Raw genomic sequence first — 15,751 nt, 5'->3', positions numbered from 1 at the left:
GGGGCGGCTTTGCGCCCTGCCCGGCCCCGTGACCCGAGCCACGCCTCGCCCGCTGTAATGACCGCTGACCCGACCGCTGCTATCCTCCTTCCCCGCGACCCCCATGCCGCGCCCTCCCGCGCGCCCGATGAAAGGACCCTAGACCATGAGTGACCAACCGTTCCGCCTTGGCTGGGAAGAATGGGTCAGCCTCAGCGATCTGGGCCTGCCCGCGCTGAAGGCTAAGGTCGATACCGGCGCGCGCACCTCCGCGCTGCATGCCTTCGACATCGAGCCGTTCGGCCCCAAGCATAAACCCCGCGTGCGGTTTGCCGTGCATCCGGTGCCGGGCCGCGATGAGCCGGTCATCCCCTGCTCCGCCGAAATCATCGACCGGAGGGAGGTCACCTCCTCCAACGGTGAGACGGAACTGCGCTACGTTATCGGGACCACCATTTCCGTGGGGGGGCGCAGCTGGCCGATCGAGATCACGCTGACCGACCGGTATACGATGGCCTATCGCATGCTGCTGGGGCGGCAGGCTCTGCCCGAGGATATCGTCGTCGCGCCATCGGAAAGCTTCTGCCAGCCGGAACTGGACTATCAGGTCTATCATTCCGCCCGTGTGCGCGAAGCCCAGCCGCAGCGCGCGCTACGCATCGCCGTGCTGTCGCGCGAGCCCAACAACTATTCCACCACGCGACTGGTTTCCGAAGGTGAGAAGCGCGGCCATGTTGTCGAAGTGATCGACACCACACGATGCTACATGGCGCTGAATGCGCTGGCCCCTGAAGTGCATTACGACGGCCGCCGCCTGCCCCGCTATGACGCCGTGATCCCGCGCATCGGCGCCTCGATCACGCCCTACGGCACGGCGGTCATCCGGCAGTTCGAAACCATCGGCACCTATTGCGTCAACGGCTCCGAAGGCATCACCGCCAGCCGCGACAAGCTGCATGCGCATCAGATCCTCGCGCGGCATCGCATCGGCATGCCCACGACGGCCTTCGCCAACTCGCCCAAGGATACCGGCAACCTGATCGGACTGGTCGGCACCGCACCGCTGATCGTCAAATTGCTGGAATCGACCCAAGGCAAAGGCGTGGTCCTTGCCGAGACCAAGAAGGCGGCGGAGTCGGTGATTTCCGCGTTCCGCGGCCTGCGCGCGAACTTCCTCGTGCAGGATTTCGTCAAGGAAGCGGCAGGCGAAGACATTCGCTGCTTTGTCGTGGGGTCCAAGGTGGTGGCTGCTATGCGCCGCACCGCCGCACCCGGGGACTTCCGCTCCAACCTGCATCAGGGCGGCACCGCCGAAACCGTGCGCATCACCAAGGACGAGCGTGAAACCGCGATCCGGGCCGCCAAGGCATTCCGCCTGAATATGGCCGGTGTCGATTTGCTGCGCGCCAGTGACGGCCCGAAGGTGCTGGAGGTCAACAGTTCCCCCGGCCTCGAAGGCATCGAGAAAAGCTCCCGCAAGAACGTGGCCGAGATCATCATGTCCGAGGTCGAGAAGAAGGTCCGCCCCGCCCCGGCGCGCCGCCGCACCGCGAAAAGCTAGAAGTCGAAAGGCGGCGTTGCTGACGCGCGGCGCGCCGCCTGACGGGCCTAACCTTCGCGGGGCTGCGGACGGATAGGGATCTCTTTCAGCAGCCCGCCCACTCCCAGCATGGCAATGTCGTCGTCGCCCACCTCCAGACCGCAGGCGATCCGCTCCAAAACCCAATCCGCGCCATTGAGCGCGGGCGAGCGGGCACAGCCGGGCAGGCCGATCACAGGCCGCTCGCCGAGATGCGCGGTGAACAGCAGATTGCCGGGATCCACGGGCATCCCGAACCGCGCGACCTGCCCGCCTGCGGCGCGCACGGCCTCCGGCGCGGTGTCGCGCAGATCGGATGTGGCGGACCCGGTAAGGATCAGCACCATATCGCCCGCGACTGCGGGCAAGGCCGCCGCGATCGCGTCGGTATCGTGCGCGACGGCGCGGCACTCGGCCAGTTCCATTCCCAGCGCCTGCAAACGTGTCTCGACCGCCGCGCGGCCCTTGACCGATAGCGACGGCTTCTGCCCCGGCACTTCGGTCAGTATCAGCCCGGCGCGGCGACGGATGACGGGTAGAACCCGCAGGGCATCGCGGCCCGCCACCGCCGCGCAGGCGGTCTCCAGCGCGGTCCCCGGCACGGCATAGGCGATGATCTTGACCGTGCCCGCCAGAAGCCGCGCGCTGACCCGTGTCAACGGCGCCAGCGTGGCCAGCGTGATCGCCGGATCGACCCGGTTAAGCGCATGCACCGCCGACGCATCGACATGCAGGATACCGGGCCGGGTGGCATGCAGGTTCACGCGCCCGGTAAACGCGCGGCCCACCTGCAACCCGGCGGCCTTGGGATCAGGGACCAAGGCATGGGCAAGTTCGGCGGCGGCGGCGTCCTCGGCGATATCACCGGGTTCCAGCCGCGCCACCGTGATCCGCGCTTCGCCCGCCGCCTGCAGCGCGACGATATCGTCGGCGTTCAACACCACGCCCTTTTTGAGCCGTCGCGCGCCGATCCGCATGGAATGAGCAAGGATCGCACCGGCGGCCTCCCCGACCGGGACCGGACCGAACCGCATCTTAGGCGCCCTTCCGCAGAACCCGGACGATCTCCGCCATGATGGACACGGCGATCTCCGCCGGGCTGCGCCCCCCGATATCGAGCCCGACCGGCGCATGGATGCGGGCGATTTCAGCCTCCGAGAACCCCTGCTGGGTCAGCCGTTCGACCCGTTTGGCATGGGTGCGGGTGGAGCCGAGCGATCCCAGATAAAACGCATCAGATCGCAGCGCGGTGATGATCGCCGGATCGTCGATCTTGGGGTCATGGGTCAGGGTGACAATGGCCGTGCGCGCATCAATGCCCTGCGCCGCCATCGCCTCATCCGGCCAGTCATGGGAAATTACCTCACCCGGAAACCGGGCCTGCGCGCCGAATGTCTCGCGCGGGTCGATGAGCATCGGGTCGAACCCCGCAAGCCGCGCCATCGCCACCAAGGGTTGGGCGATATGCACCGCGCCGACGACGATCATCCGCAAAGGCGGGTTGTGAATGGCGACGAACTCCGCCCTCTCGAACCCGCTTTGGTCGCTGCGAAACCGGGCCTGCGCTATGCTATCGTCGGGCCCGACCAGCCGCCGCGTCCAGGTTTCGGTGTCCACGACATAGGCCACGGCGCGGCGGGCCTGCCGTGCGGCGACCAGATCAGACAACAGAGCTTCCGGCAGCGCCGCACCCACAGGCTCGACAAGGATGCGGATCGTGCCGCCACAGGCCAGCCCGACGGCGAAAGCGTCATCATCGCTGACACCGTATTCCAACAGGCGCGGTGCGCCGTCTTCCAGCGCGTCGAGCGCCTCGACCACCACCGCGCCCTCGACACAGCCGCCCGAGACGGAGCCCGCGATATCGCCCTGTCCCGAAATCGCCAACTGACTGCCGACACCGCGCGGGGCCGATCCCCATGTCTGAACCACAGTGGCCAGCGCCGCCCCGGTGCCGTCGCGGTGCCAGCCAAGCGCAATTGCGGGAATGTCGTCGAAATGCTCTGCCATGTGTCTGCCTGTTCGGTTCGGACCCGTCGCAAAGAGGGCGCGTTGTGGCGCAGCATGACCGCTTCGCGCAGCAGGCAAAAGCCCTCGCGCCGCCCCCCCCCGACGAAAGTCGCGCAGTTTCACCCTGTCAAAGGCAGGCCCGCCCAAAACGAAAAAGGAGCGCCCCGGCGGGGACGCTCCTGAATTGTCGCTACTACAGTCAGGCCGGGATTAGTTCGCAGCCTCTTCCGCAGCGCCTTCCACGTTCTCGGCGGCTTCGCCAACGCTTTCGGCAGCGCCTTCGACAGCCTCGGACGCACCGGTGTCAGGTGCCTCGACAGAAACGTCGATGTCACCGCCGCCAGTGGTGGCGCTGGTGTCGGGGTCGGCGCCAGCAAAGAAAAACCATGCCAGAACCAGAACGGCCACGACCAGCGCGCCGACGATGAACGCGATGCCGGTGCCGCTGCGGCGCTCGGGCGGGGTGGTATTGGTGGTGTTGGTGGTGCTGTTATACTCAGCCATGTCAGGCGCTCCGATTGATGTCGTATTGGCCGGAGAACGCCCGAAGTTTAAGCATAGTTCCACGCGGACGGATGTTTTATGACATAGCCGCCCGATAAGCCTCACGCGCCCGCTGCGACGTTGCGCCCGCGCAACACCCCTGCCCCATCCGCCGGGGATGCGCGCTGTTCACGCCCCCGTGGGGGATGGTCGCAGGGGCTACCTTCGCGGGCCGAAACACCGTATTCCCTGCTCCGTCCGCATTTGCCGCCAACCCTGTTCGAGGTCCGTCATGCTGTTTTGGTTCATCGCTCTTGCCCTGTCGTTGCTGGTTGCCGTGCCGCTGGCTGTCGCGATGTGGCGTGGGCGCGGCGCGACAGGAACGATGTCGGACGACGCTGCGACTGTAGACACGCCCGCCCCGCGTCCCGAACTGGCGCTGTATCGCGATCAGCTGGCGGGCGTGGAGCGCGATCTGGAGCGCGGCGTTCTAAGCGCGGATGAGGCCGAGCGCCTGCGCACCGAAGTCTCGCGCCGCTTGCTCGACGCGGATCGCAACGACGATGAGGACGCGACCGCCCCCCGCCGCGCGCCGCGTGGGGCCACGCTCGTGATGATGGCGCTCGCGCTGGTGTTGGTCTGTGTCGGCTCGCTTGCGCTTTACGCCCGGATCGGGGCGCCGGGCTACGGGGATCTGCCGCTGGCCGCCCGGCTCGACGCTGCGCGCGAGGCGCGTGAAACCCGCCCCGATCAGGCCGAGGCCGAAGCCTCGCTCGGGCCGGAATTGCCCCGCACCGCCGCACCTGAATTCACCGATCTGATGGGCAAGCTGCGCGCCGCGCTGGAAACCCGCCCCGACGATCTGGAAGGCTATCGCCTGCTGGCCCGTAACGAGGCCGCACTGGGACGGTATCGCGCCGCTTGGCCCGCGCAGGCCCGCGTGATCGCGCTTATGGGCGACACAAGCAGCGCGGAGGATTACGCCGAACTTGCCGATCTGCAGGTCAGTGCCGCGGGGGGCTATGTCTCCCCCGAAGCCGAAGAAGCGCTGAGCGCCGCGCTGCAACGCGACCGGCAGAACGGCCCGGCGCGTTACTATGCCGGGCTGTTGCATGCGCAGACGGGGCGTCCGGATCTGGCCTATCGGTTCTGGCTGCCGCTGCTGCGCGAAGGTCCGCGCGATGCGCCGTGGATCGATCCGATCCTGTCGCAGATCGAAACGGTCGCGATCCGCGCGGGCGAGACCTTTGAGATGCCCGCCATCCCGGAACGCATCCCCGGCGGGGTGGCACAACCTGGCCCCACCGCCGAAGACGTTGCCGCCGCCGCGGAACTGGACGAAGGCGACCGCAACGCGATGATCGAAGGCATGGTCGAAGGGCTTGCCGCGCGGCTGGCGGATGAGGGCGGCCCGGTCGAGGATTGGGCCCGTCTGATCCGCGCGCTTGGCGTGCTGGGCCAAACGGAGCGGGCCAGCGCGATCCGCACCGAAGCGCGCGAGGTCTTTGTTGGCGATGCCGATGCGCAGGCGCTGCTGGATGACGCCGCCGCTGCCGGAGGCGCGAACTGATGCCTATTCATGACGATATCGCCGATTTCGCCGCCGCGCTTGCTCCCGGTCGCGCGATTGCCGGGCTGGATCTGGGCACCAAAACCATCGGCGTCGCCATTTCGGACCGGCTGCTGTCAGCCGCGACCCCGACCGAAGTGATCCGGCGCAAGAAGTTCACGCTCGACGCGGCGCGCTTGGTTGAAATCGCGCAGACGCGGGAACTCGCGGGGATCATCCTTGGCCTGCCGCGCAATATGGACGGGTCGGAAGGGCCGCGCTGCCAATCGACCCGCGCCTTTGCCCGCAATCTGGCGACGCTGATCGACCTGCCGATTGCGTTCTGGGATGAACGGCTGTCCACCGTGGCGGCGGAACGTGCGTTGCTGGAGGCGGATGCCTCCCGCCGCAAGCGCGCCGAAGTCATCGATCAGGTCGCCGCTGGATATATCCTGCAAGGGGCGCTGGACCGGCTGCGACATCTGAGGGCCTCCGCATGAGTGACGAGGTCTGGAAACGCGACGAGATCGAAAGTCCGTGCATCAAGGTCTGCGTGATCGATCCAAAAAGCAGGCTTTGCCTTGGCTGTCTGCGTTCGATCAATGAGATCGGCGGCTGGAGCCTGATGTCCGCTGACGAACGCCGCGCCGTGATGGCCGACCTGCCAGCGCGCAAGGATCAGGTGGCCCCGCGCCGTCGCGGTGGCCGGGCCGCGCGGCTGCGCCGATCCGAGGATTGAGCGGACGCGAAGCGCTGCGCATCGCAGCCCCGGCACCGCAATAGGCGGACCGCCGCCACCCCTGTCTCAACACGCTTGGCCGACCCTTCCAATCGCGGTTAGATCGCGCCGGATGACACAGCCGTGAGCGCGCCCCATGACCCGACTTTCCCGCCGCACCGCCCTGTTCGGCCTTGCCGCCCTGCCCTTGCTATCCGCCTGTGGCGCGGCAGGCCCCGGCGGCAGCGCCGAGGTAAGCCGGAAGGTGGCATTCGCCACCCCGTTGCACGCCAATGAAACGCCGGAACTTCGGCTGCTCATCAATAAATACGCGCGGCTCTACGATGTGCCGGTAAGCCTGATCCACCGCGTTGTGATCCGGGAAAGCCGCCACCAGCCCGGCGCTCGCAATGGTCCCTATTACGGGCTTATGCAGATCCTCCCGCAAACGGCCCGCACGATGGGTTATCGCGGCCCAGCCGAAGGCCTGCTCGATGCCGATACGAATTTGCGCTACGCGGTGAAATACCTCAAAGGCGCATGGATGGTGTCGGACGGAAATCCGGATCGCGCGGTGATGTGGTATGCGAAAGGCTACTATTACGAGGCCAAGCGGCGGGGACTGTTGGTCGAAACCGGGCTTCGCTCCGCCTGACCGGGGCAACGGACTCCGAGGGACCCCACAAGGCACTGATTCTACCGGATGATTGGTAGATGCGTGAAAATCGGTACGCCTGTATGCTTGTCTACATCCTGCTGACACTAAGATAGCACGATGTTGGAGCGCTGCGAGTATTTGCATCCTGTGATTGTTTCCGATTTCCGGGAAACTACCCTAAATGATTCCTATTTGCTCTTTTGCATAGAGTTTCTCGACACGATCCCATTCTGCGGATTATCAATCTGCAAGAGGTGAAAGTGACGAGTGTCATGGGACTAGAAGAATATATCGAGCGACTGACCCAATGCAGGACGGTCGATGAGGTATGGCAGTTTCATTGCGACCAGATGGCAAGCTACGGCTTTGACCGCCTGCTGTATGGCTTTACCCGCTACCGCACGCCGACATCGCTTGGCAATCCGGCGGATATGCTGATCCTCACCAATCACGCGCCCGAATATATCCAGACCTTTCTGGACCAAAACCATTACCACCATGCGCCAATGGTTCGCTGGGCGCTGGAAAACGATGGCGCCTGTTCATGGCGCTGGCTGCAAGAACAATCCCAAGGCGGCATGATGACCGCGGCGGAACGACGGGTTTATGAATTTAACCTGCGCCACGGCGTCACAGCGGGCTATTCCATCAGCTTTCCCGAACAATCGCGCCGGGCAAAAGGCGCTATCGCGCTGACCGCCGCGCGCGGCCTGTCCCAAACCGACATAGACGAGGTCTGGCAGCATCACGGTGGGCGGATCGCGGCGATGAACAATGTGCTGCATTTGAAGCTGATCCATATGCCCTATGCCCGTAACAGCCTGACAGACCGGCAGCGCGAGGTGCTGGAATGGACCGGCGACGGAAAGACCATTCAGGACATCGCACAGATCATGGGCTTACAGCCTGCGACGGTGGAGAAACATCTGCGCCTTGCCCGCGAAACCCTGAATGTCGAGACGACGGCCCAAGCGGTGCTGAAAGCGTCGGTTCAAAACCAGATGTATCTGGTTAATGGCGCCCCGCGTGGTGTGCGGCAACCCTGATCCCCAACTTGCCCTGAGATCACGCAAATTGCGTAACAAACAACCCGAAGTCGCAGGTGCATCCCCCAGAAATTCCTAGGGAAGTACGGAATTCCGGACTTTCCTTACCAGGAGTTGAATGGCACAATCTCAGCGTTCCGTGAGTGGTGGCGATTAGCCAAGGAACATGCTCGGATGGACCTCGGATTCGGGTCTGCACGGGCGCTCCGGGTGACCGGACCGTCGGCCTGGGGGATAATTTCATCTCGCAGGTCGGCACCGGGCCCCCTGCGTGGCACGCTTCACTGACATGCTGTTGGCCAGCCCACAAAAAATGCGCCCGCGTTCTCCGCAGGCGCATTTGTGGTCAGCCAACTGAAATCTTGAATTACAGCTCGATCAGGCGCACTTCGGCTTTATGCGCGGCCAGAGCGATCTTACCCGCGCAGAGCCGCAGCGCATCGTCGCCGAACACCTCTGCCCGCCATCCACGCAGGGCCGCAACGTCCCGTTCGCCCGCGGCGATCATGTCCAGATCAGACGCGGTGGCGATCAGTTTCTGCGCCACGCCGGATGCCTCGGACTTTGCCTTCAGCAGCACCCGCAGCAGATCGGCCAATGCCGGATTGACCTGTAGCTTCTCGCGGCGGCGATCCACCTCGGGGAAGGTGGCGGGGTCGGCCTCCAGCCCACGGGTCACGGCCTCCAGAATACCGTCGGCAATCGGCCCCTTGCGCGCCTCGCGCAGCAGCAGGCGCGAGCGGTTCAGGTCGGCGGCATTGCGGGGCTTGGTTGACGCCATTTCCAGCAGGGCATCGTCCTTGTAGACGCGGTTGCGCGGGATGTTGCGTTCTTGCGCGTAGGATTCGCGGAACTCGGCCAGCGCCTGCACCACTGCCATGAACCGGCCGGAATTGGTGCGCGTCTTGACCCGCTGCCATGCTTCATGCGGACGCACGGTGTAGGTTTCGGGATCGGTCAGAACCCCCAGCTCTTCGCGCAGCCAGCGGTCCCGGCCGGATTTTTCCAACTCGTCACGCAGGAATTCGTAGATCACGCGCAAATGGGTCACATCGGCCAGCGCATAGGTTTTCTGCGCATCCGACAACGGCCGCCGGGACCAATCGGTAAAGCGGGAGCTTTTGTCGACGGTGCCTTTCGCGATGCGTTTGACAAGCGTCTCGTAGCCCACCTGTTCGCCAAAACCGCAGACCATCGCAGCGACCTGCGTATCGAAAAGCGGCTCGGGGAATACGCCCGCCTCGACAAAGAAGATCTCCAGATCCTGCCGCGCGGCGTGGAACACCTTTACCACCGACGTGTCGCGGAACAAATCATAGAGCGGCGCAAGGTCCAGCCCCTCGGCCAGCGGATCGACCAGCACTGCCTCGCCATCCCCCGCGATGGCCATCTGCACCAGACACAGTTTGGAATAATACGTCCGCTCGCGCAGGAACTCGGTGTCCAGCGTCACATAGTCGTGGCGCGCGGCCTCCCGGCAAAACTCGGCGAGGTCTTCGGTCTTGGTCAGTGTTCTCATAGCGGGTTCCGGTGCGAGGTCAGAGCGGCCCACACACGGCCGGAGAAGCAAATATCGTCAATCATGGCCGTCACTGTTCCTGCAACCGTCGGTCGGTGCAAAGGGAATATGCAATTAAGTCGAGGGTGTTGCAGCCCCGGCTCAACTCACCGCCCCCGGTCCCCCCGCAGCGCCGCGCTCGGGGGCCTCGTGCCGCCCGTCGAAGTCCAGCCAGACCGGACGCCGGTCGCCCGCCGCGAAACGCCGCAGCACAGCCGGGTAAAGCCGATGTTCCTGCCCCAACACCCGTGCGGCCAGCGCTTCCGCAGTATCGCCTGCACGCACCGGCACCCGCGCCTGGCCCAGGATCGGCCCGTCATCAAGCTCCGGCGTGACCTCGTGCACGGAGCAGCCATGCTCTGCCTCGCCGGCCTCCAGCGCGCGGGCATGGGTGTGCAAACCGCGATACTTGGGCAGAAGCGAAGGATGGATGTTCAGCATCCGCCCCTGCCAGCGGGTCACGAAGCCTTCGGTCAGCACCCGCATGAACCCGGCAAGGCAGATGATATCGGGGTTGGCCGCTTCCAGCCGCGCGGTCAATTCAGCCTCAAACGCCGCGCGGTCCTTGCCGAACGGCTTGTGGCTGACCGCATCCGTTGCCACGCCGCGCGCCGACGCACGCGCGATCCCGGCGGCACCGGGATCGTTGGACAGCACCAGACAGGGCGCGGCGGGGTGATCGGGCCGCGCCATGTCCTCAAGCAGCGCCAGCATATTGGAGCCGCCGCCCGAGATCATGATCGCGACGCGCTTCTTGCCCACGGCCATCTCCATCAGAGCAGAGCACCCGAGTAGCTGACGCCCTCGCCCTCGGTCACCGTGCCGATGCGATGCACCGTCTCGCCACCGGCCTTCAAAAGCGATGTCAGGCTGTCGGCGGCATCGGGTGCTACGACCAGCACCATGCCGATCCCGGCGTTGAAGGTTTTCAGCAATTCGCTTTCCTTCAGCCCGCCGCTCTCAGCCAGCCAGCGGAACACGGGCGGCAGCGACCACGCATCCAGATCGACATGGCAGCCCAGACCTTCGGGCAGAACGCGGGGCAGGTTTTCGGTCAGCCCGCCGCCGGTGATATGGGCCAGCCCATGCACCCCGCCTGCGCGGATCGCGGCCAGTGCGGGTTTGACATAGATGCGCGTGGGTTTCAGCAATTCCTCGCCCAGCGTGCCGGAGCCGAACGGCGCCCGACCCTGCCAGCCCAGCCCCAGAACCGAGACGACCTTGCGCACCAGCGAATAGCCATTGGAATGCACGCCGTTTGAGGCCAATCCCAGCAGCACATCGCCCTTCGCGACGCCCGCAGGCAGCGCCTGCCCCCGCTCCATCGCGCCCACGGCAAAGCCTGCAAGGTCGAAATCCTTGCCGTCATACATGCCCGGCATTTCCGCCGTCTCGCCCCCGATCAGAGCCGCGCCGGAGCGTTTGCAGCCCTCCGCGATGCCGTCGATGATCTTGGCCGCCGCCGGGACATCGAGCTTGCCGGTCGCGAAATAGTCGAGGAAGAACAGCGGCTCCGCGCCCTGACAGACCAGATCGTTGACGCACATCGCAACAAGGTCGATGCCGACCCCGCCGGTTTCGCCCGTGTCGATCGCAATGCGCAGCTTGGTGCCGACGCCGTCGGTCGCGGCCACCAGAACCGGATCGCTGTAGCCCGCGGCCTTCAGATCGAACAGACCGCCGAAGCCGCCCAGCCCCGCCATCACGCCCGCGCGTTGCGTGGCCTTCGCGGCCGGCTTGATCGCCTCCACCAGCGCGTTGCCCGCGTCGATATCGACGCCCGACTGGCTGTAGGTGAGCCCGTTCTTGCCCTCGGTCATGCAGTCATCCCCGGTGATCCAATGTGGTGTTCCGATTTGCGCGATGCTCTAAGCCATCGCGCGCCCAAAGGGAACCTGCTCCGTGCATGCCCCGCCGATCCGCATGACAAAGCCGCGCAAACCCTGCCCGCCCCGACGCCCCGCATCAACCTCGCCCCGCCCCTTGACGCCGCTCCGCCCGATGCCCTAAGCGAACGCGCAGGCGGGCCTGTAGCTCAATTGGTTAGAGCAGAGCGCTCATAACGCTTTGGTTGCGGGTTCAAGTCCTGCCGGGCCTACCATACCGCCAAAATATCGTTTAAAATCAAGCAATAAGTGACCCACGCGACCGCCGGTCGCGTTTATAGTTTTCAGTGGGTTACAGAGAAAGTGGACCACGAGATTCGATCCACCTGCGCCTTTCTCCATTCAATCGCTGACCCGATCTATCCGCGCGAGTTCAATCCTCCCCTACTTCCCCGCGCAGCCGGCAGCGATAGCCGCCGCTGTCGAGCTGATGTTCGACGCCGGTTACTAGCCAGTTGCCATCCACCCCGGGTCGGAAGCCTGTGAGCTGCACGCGGCCTTCGGCGACCAGATCGGGGTTGCCCGGCAGCGATAGCGAAAGCTGGGTGCCAGCACGGCTAGCGCGGGTCCATTCGGCGCGGGCAGCGGCGCGCGCGGCCTCAGCGCTGGTGAAGCGCTCGCGCAGGCGGCGCAGGGGGTCGCCCTCGCCTGCGGTCTCCTCGACATCCTCGGCGGCCTGCTGATCACGCCACACAGCAACGACCGTGCCCGCCGTGGCCCGGGTCTTGATCTGCACCCGCCAGCTGCTGACCTGCGCCGGGGTGAGAGCCACTACCGGCATCGGCTGGCCCGAGACGGTCAAACTTTCACCGCGCAGGGCAAAGACCAGCTTGCCGCCGCCGGGCTTGGCGATGGCGTCATGGTCATGTGCGACCCGGGTCAGCAGGTTGATGTCGCTTTCGTCGATCTGGTCGAGATGCGGCAGCGCGACACGCGCGAGGCTGTCAGACACCGCCGGATCTAGGCCATGCTCCCCGGCGATAGTGGCCACCAGATCGGCGATGGTCGTGCCCTCAGGCCAGCTGCGCGAGCGCTGCGCGGTCAGCGAGGTGACCCCGCCGGTGATCAGCGCGGCGCCGCGGATCCGCATCTGATTGGGCGGACCCTCCATCTCGACCTCCTCGACGGTGTAGAGCCCCATATTCTTCAGCCCGAAGCCGTATCCCAGCGCCACACTCAGCACCGCACCGGTGCGCGGCACCGCGAGCCGCGCCAGCCCAAGATGGTCGGCGAGCGTAATCTCGACACTGTCGGAGGTGACGCCAGCCTCATCCGACAGGCTGAGCGAGACCAGCCGCGCGGTAATCGGTGCGGTGATGTCCTGCCCATCGACGCGGATGGCAAAGGCTGGCTTCCAGTCCATCAATCCCACAGGCGAACGCTCGCAGTGTCGGGATCCTCGGCGAACTCCGGCAGTGCGATGCGCAGGCCAGCCGGTAGAAGCGCCCCCTGCCCGGCCAGCCCCGGATTGGCCTTCAGCACCGCGTCGATCAGCGCGGCCGGTTGGCGGCCGTAATGCGCCCAGACGATACGATCGACGGTGTCGCCATTCTTAGAACGGTAGAAGAGCACGCAAGCCTCCATCATAGCGGCGCAGGCGCATCTCGAAGTCCTGGCGGCGCGGCACCCCGCCGGGGGCGAAAACCTTCTGCCCCTCGATCACCTCCAGCACCACCCAGAGGCCTAGCACCCGGCCTTGTCCCGAGATCAACGGCAGTGGCACCCCAAGTGCTGACTGCGCGCGCAACCGGTCCAGCTGCTCCAGCCCGCCTTTGTAGAAGGGGTAAATCACCCCGCGCAGCTCTATGCTTTCGGCGCCGAAGCCTGTGAACTGCAGCGCGTCAGTCGCCCCGACCCGTTCCTGCGCCGCCCACCGATATTCGGCGCGGCGGGTCAGATCCTGATAGGCCGCGGCGCTGACCGCGAACTGATAGGCCCCAAGCTGCAACATCGCCTCAGCCATACTGCCCCCATGTGGTCGGACCGTCGAAGAGCGCGCCGCTGGCGGCGCGGCGCTGGATGCGCTCGATCTCCTGGATGACCTCACGGGCGGACGTGCCCAGCGCATTTATGGTGACGTTGATCGTTGTGGCACCGCCACTGCGCAACCCGCCGCTCAGGCTCTCGCTCAAGCCTGCCCGTGCTCGAGCGGCCAACCGGGCCGCGCGCTCCAGCGAGCGATTGTTCTCGACATAACCCGCGCGATCGGCCCACATGCGTTCCGGCCCGCGCTCGCCCACCAACAACGGCCCGGGAGCGAATGCGCCGCCCACCGCGCGCTTCTGCGCCATCGGATGGTTGGAGGGGAACGCCAGCGGCGGTGTGTCGCCCGTATCGTCATGATACCAGTCGCGCACGCCCTCATAGGTTCGCATTGCGCCGCCGACGATGGGCGTATTGCGCAGCCGGCTCTCCATGCCCTCGGCATTTTTCTTCTGCCAGGCTTCACGCTCCTCCGGATCTTCGGGCATGTTGTTGATCGCCAGTGCGGTCTGCATCGCAGCCAGGGCCGCGCCGAACTTGATCCGGCTCATGGCGGTGTTCATGCGGGTGGCGGCCAGTTCGGTCTTGGTCGCTGCGCCACTCATGGCCGTGCCGATACCGCCGATCTTACCCACCAACCCTGCGACCGCGAACCCAAAACGCCCCACCGAGCCGATCATCCGACCCACGGAGATCATGACCTTGGTAAGAAGCGCTCCGCCGATCAGGATGCCGAAATTCTCCCAGCCGCCGACCATATCCGCCACCTGCGCGGTGATGTCGCCCACCTTCACCGCGACAGTTCCAAGTCCGCTGCCAATGTCCTTTAGGATCGGGATCGCGCCACGCAGCCCATCGGCGAGACTGGTCGCGAAGTCTTCGATCTTGTCGCGGTTCTCGGTCAGGTAGGAGCCGAGATCGTCGAAGGTCGTCGACAGCACCGGCAACAGCTGATCGCCCACCGTGATGGCCACTTCCTCCAACACGCTGCGGAGGCGGCGCAGCGCGCCCATGAAGTTGTCGTTCTGTCGGCGCGCCACCTCGCTGACCGTGCCTGCTTTGCCCAGCCGCTCGACATAGTCCGCCAGAGAGCCGCTGCTGGCTTCGCCCAGCAGAACAGTCGCTGCGCTCAGCGCTTCCACCCCAAAGATCACGGAACCGATCTCACCCCGATCGGCCGTGCCCATCCCTTCCATCGATTTCTGGATGTCCGTCATAATATCAAAGACTGGCCGCATGTTGCCGGCCGCGTCCTTGGTTTTTACACCAAGCTGATCCAGCGCATCGGAGGCTTTGCTGGTGGGCGCAGACAACCGCACCATAATCGCGCGCAGCGCCGTGCCCGCCATCTCGCCCTGGATACCAGCATCCCCGAGCTTGCCCGCCATCGCCGCGACTTCATCAATGCTCACGCCAAGTGAGTTTGCGACGGGCGCGACATACTTCATCGTATGCCCGAGGCTTTCGAGTGTGGTGTTGGAGGTGGTGAAGGTGTTGGCCATCGTGTCGCCGATCCGGACCATGTCCCCGGCGTTCAGCCCGAAGCCGGTCAGCACGTTCGAGGCGATATCAGCCGCGTCACCGAGTTCGATCGCCCCGGCCGTCGCCAGATCAAGCATCCCCGGCATCGCGGCGATGATCTCATTCACGTCAAAGCCTGCCATCGCGAGATATTGCATGCCGTCCGCCGCGTCGCTGGCCGACCAGCTGGTCGAGGCTCCGAGCTCGCGCGCCGTGGCTGTCATCGCTGCCAGCTCAGCCTCGGTGGCGCGCGCAACCGCGCCGACCCGATCCATGTTCTGCTCGAACTCTGCCGCGATCATCACCGGCTTGTAGAGCGCGCCGCCCAGCGCGGTGACGCCGATTGCGGCCCCGCGGGCAACGCGTCCGATATCCGAGGCCGCCCGGTTGAAGCTACGCCCGACCTGATTGGCCGCCCGCTGCGCCCGCTCGAAGCGTTGCTGCTTGCGGCGCAGCTCGTCCAGCGTCCGACCCAGCTGGGCATATTCGTGGTCGAGGTGCTCGACATTCTGCCCGGCCTTGCGCAGCGAAGCACTCTGCTTCGACATCTCGCGCTGCCGCTTCGTCACTTCGCGCAACTCCGAGCCCACAGCATCGAGCCCGCCTTGGATGACGCTGAAGTTGCGCTTCACGGAGGCTTGCAGGACGCTGCCAACGGTGATCGTCGCGTCGAGACGCTGATTTCTAGACATCGCGCTTTGGCATCCCCTGCAACCACCACAAGAACCGGCTGGTGGGCATTGCTGCTATCTCGCCCCAGCCCCAGCCGGTGAACCGCGCC

The 15,751-nt window shown here is 65.5% G+C and carries 16 protein-coding genes and 1 tRNA gene; 7 read left to right on the top strand and 10 right to left on the bottom strand.

What is annotated here, in order from left to right:
* Positions 1 to 145: 145 nt before the first annotated feature.
* Positions 146 to 1,540 carry a 30S ribosomal protein S6--L-glutamate ligase gene (gene rimK / locus CBW24_RS08155; protein WP_088664070.1) on the top strand — a complete coding sequence of 465 codons (1,395 nt, stop codon included), beginning with the start codon at positions 146 to 148 and terminating at the stop codon, positions 1,538 to 1,540.
* Positions 1,541 to 1,587: 47 nt separating this feature from the next.
* Here rimK and CBW24_RS08150 read toward each other — a convergent pair whose 3' ends face one another.
* The 3 genes from CBW24_RS08150 to CBW24_RS08140 form a co-directional block, all read right to left on the bottom strand.
* Entirely contained in the window at positions 1,588 to 2,592 is a 1,005-nt protein-coding gene (locus tag CBW24_RS08150) for a molybdopterin-binding protein (protein ID WP_097373270.1), read from the bottom strand.
* A gap of 1 nt (position 2,593) precedes the next feature.
* Positions 2,594 to 3,568, bottom strand: coding sequence for an XdhC family protein (locus CBW24_RS08145; RefSeq protein WP_097373269.1), 975 nt, complete (start codon positions 3,566 to 3,568; stop codon positions 2,594 to 2,596).
* Between the two features lie 210 nt (positions 3,569 to 3,778).
* On the bottom strand, positions 3,779 to 4,072 hold the full coding sequence (locus CBW24_RS08140; protein WP_088664067.1) for a hypothetical protein: 294 nt from the start codon (positions 4,070 to 4,072) through the stop codon (positions 3,779 to 3,781).
* 271 nt (positions 4,073 to 4,343) lie between these two features.
* Here CBW24_RS08140 and ccmI point away from each other — a divergent pair, with 271 nt between their 5' ends.
* From ccmI to CBW24_RS08115, 5 genes are all read left to right on the top strand, one after another.
* On the top strand, positions 4,344 to 5,621 hold the full coding sequence (ccmI, locus tag CBW24_RS08135) for a c-type cytochrome biogenesis protein CcmI (RefSeq protein ID WP_088664066.1): 1,278 nt from the start codon (positions 4,344 to 4,346) through the stop codon (positions 5,619 to 5,621).
* Complete coding sequence (gene ruvX / locus CBW24_RS08130) at positions 5,621 to 6,100, top strand: Holliday junction resolvase RuvX (RefSeq protein ID WP_088664065.1); 480 nt, start codon at positions 5,621 to 5,623, stop codon at positions 6,098 to 6,100. The genes ccmI and ruvX overlap by 1 nt, the downstream gene beginning before the upstream one ends.
* Positions 6,097 to 6,339, top strand: coding sequence for a DUF1289 domain-containing protein (locus tag CBW24_RS08125; protein ID WP_097373268.1), 243 nt, complete (start codon positions 6,097 to 6,099; stop codon positions 6,337 to 6,339). The genes ruvX and CBW24_RS08125 overlap by 4 nt, the downstream gene beginning before the upstream one ends.
* Before the next feature lie 136 nt (positions 6,340 to 6,475).
* Complete coding sequence (locus CBW24_RS08120; protein ID WP_097373267.1) at positions 6,476 to 6,973, top strand: lytic transglycosylase domain-containing protein; 498 nt, start codon at positions 6,476 to 6,478, stop codon at positions 6,971 to 6,973.
* A gap of 275 nt (positions 6,974 to 7,248) precedes the next feature.
* The gene (locus CBW24_RS08115; RefSeq protein ID WP_088664062.1) at positions 7,249 to 8,022 is read left to right on the top strand and encodes a helix-turn-helix transcriptional regulator; all 774 of its coding nucleotides are present in this window, start codon (positions 7,249 to 7,251) and stop codon (positions 8,020 to 8,022) included.
* Positions 8,023 to 8,389: 367 nt separating this feature from the next.
* Here the strand turns inward: CBW24_RS08115 and rnd are convergent, their stop codons facing one another.
* The 3 genes from rnd to purM all read right to left on the bottom strand — a co-directional run bounded on the left by rnd (position 8,390) and on the right by purM (position 11,400).
* A complete protein-coding gene (gene rnd, locus CBW24_RS08110) occupies positions 8,390 to 9,541 on the bottom strand; it encodes a ribonuclease D (RefSeq protein ID WP_088664061.1) in 1,152 nt (383 codons plus the stop codon).
* A 141-nt stretch (positions 9,542 to 9,682) separates the two neighbouring features.
* Complete coding sequence (gene purN, locus CBW24_RS08105) at positions 9,683 to 10,342, bottom strand: phosphoribosylglycinamide formyltransferase (RefSeq protein ID WP_097374170.1); 660 nt, start codon at positions 10,340 to 10,342, stop codon at positions 9,683 to 9,685.
* An 11-nt stretch (positions 10,343 to 10,353) separates the two neighbouring features.
* The gene (purM, locus tag CBW24_RS08100) at positions 10,354 to 11,400 is read right to left on the bottom strand and encodes a phosphoribosylformylglycinamidine cyclo-ligase (RefSeq protein WP_088664060.1); all 1,047 of its coding nucleotides are present in this window, start codon (positions 11,398 to 11,400) and stop codon (positions 10,354 to 10,356) included.
* A gap of 204 nt (positions 11,401 to 11,604) precedes the next feature.
* On the opposite strand from purM, the gene CBW24_RS08095 reads away from it, so the two are divergent.
* Positions 11,605 to 11,681, top strand: a tRNA-Ile gene (locus CBW24_RS08095).
* Between the two features lie 158 nt (positions 11,682 to 11,839).
* Here the strand turns inward: CBW24_RS08095 and CBW24_RS08090 are convergent.
* The 4 genes from CBW24_RS08090 to CBW24_RS08075 are packed head-to-tail and all read right to left on the bottom strand — an operon-like array spanning position 11,840 to position 15,662.
* Positions 11,840 to 12,829: a phage late control D family protein gene (locus CBW24_RS08090; RefSeq protein ID WP_198405146.1), complete on the bottom strand. Its 990-nt coding sequence runs from the start codon at positions 12,827 to 12,829 to the stop codon at positions 11,840 to 11,842.
* The gene (locus tag CBW24_RS08085) at positions 12,829 to 13,038 is read right to left on the bottom strand and encodes a tail protein X (protein WP_232529622.1); all 210 of its coding nucleotides are present in this window, start codon (positions 13,036 to 13,038) and stop codon (positions 12,829 to 12,831) included. Before CBW24_RS08085 ends, CBW24_RS08090 begins: the two co-directional genes overlap by 1 nt.
* A complete protein-coding gene (locus CBW24_RS08080) occupies positions 13,019 to 13,429 on the bottom strand; it encodes a phage tail protein (protein ID WP_097373264.1) in 411 nt (136 codons plus the stop codon). Before CBW24_RS08080 ends, CBW24_RS08085 begins: the two co-directional genes overlap by 20 nt.
* On the bottom strand, positions 13,422 to 15,662 hold the full coding sequence (locus tag CBW24_RS08075) for a phage tail tape measure protein (RefSeq protein WP_097373263.1): 2,241 nt from the start codon (positions 15,660 to 15,662) through the stop codon (positions 13,422 to 13,424). Before CBW24_RS08075 ends, CBW24_RS08080 begins: the two co-directional genes overlap by 8 nt.
* Between the last annotated feature and the right edge of the window lie 89 nt (positions 15,663 to 15,751).

It is taken from the genome of Pacificitalea manganoxidans (genome assembly GCF_002504165.1).
GTDB lineage: Bacteria > Pseudomonadota > Alphaproteobacteria > Rhodobacterales > Rhodobacteraceae > Pacificitalea > Pacificitalea manganoxidans.
The sequence above is the reverse complement of the archived record's forward strand: the minus strand, read 5'-3'. Positions and strand labels throughout refer to the sequence as shown.